Source organism: Ensifer sp. Root954, assembly GCF_001429005.1.
GTDB classification, from domain to species: domain Bacteria; phylum Pseudomonadota; class Alphaproteobacteria; order Rhizobiales; family Rhizobiaceae; genus Ensifer; species Ensifer adhaerens.
The window spans coordinates 57,130-57,365 of the sequence record NZ_LMJM01000013.1 but is presented as its reverse complement, the minus strand read 5'-3'; the positions used below and the strand labels follow the sequence as shown (position 1 = coordinate 57,365).

At 62.7% G+C, this 236-nt stretch carries 1 protein-coding gene; it reads right to left on the bottom strand.

Annotated features, from left to right (window positions below):
• On the bottom strand, nucleotides 1-236 hold a 236-nt coding region (locus ASE71_RS36855), incomplete at both ends, for a hypothetical protein (RefSeq protein ID WP_244497358.1).

Below are 236 nucleotides of genomic sequence, written 5' to 3'. Positions count from 1 at the left end.
GCCGCTGCATGCCTTCGGCGTCTTCGGCGATGTTCGGATAGAACTCCGTATAGGTCCCTTCCAGATAGGCATGCGCCACCAGAGACGGCCCGCCATGGCCGGGACCGATGATGTAGATCATGTCGAGGTCGTCGCGTTTGATGACGCGATTGAGGTGCACGTAGAGCATGTTGAGGCCCGGCGACGTGCCCCAATGGCCGAGCAGGCGCGGCTTGATGTGCTCGCGCTTCAGCGGC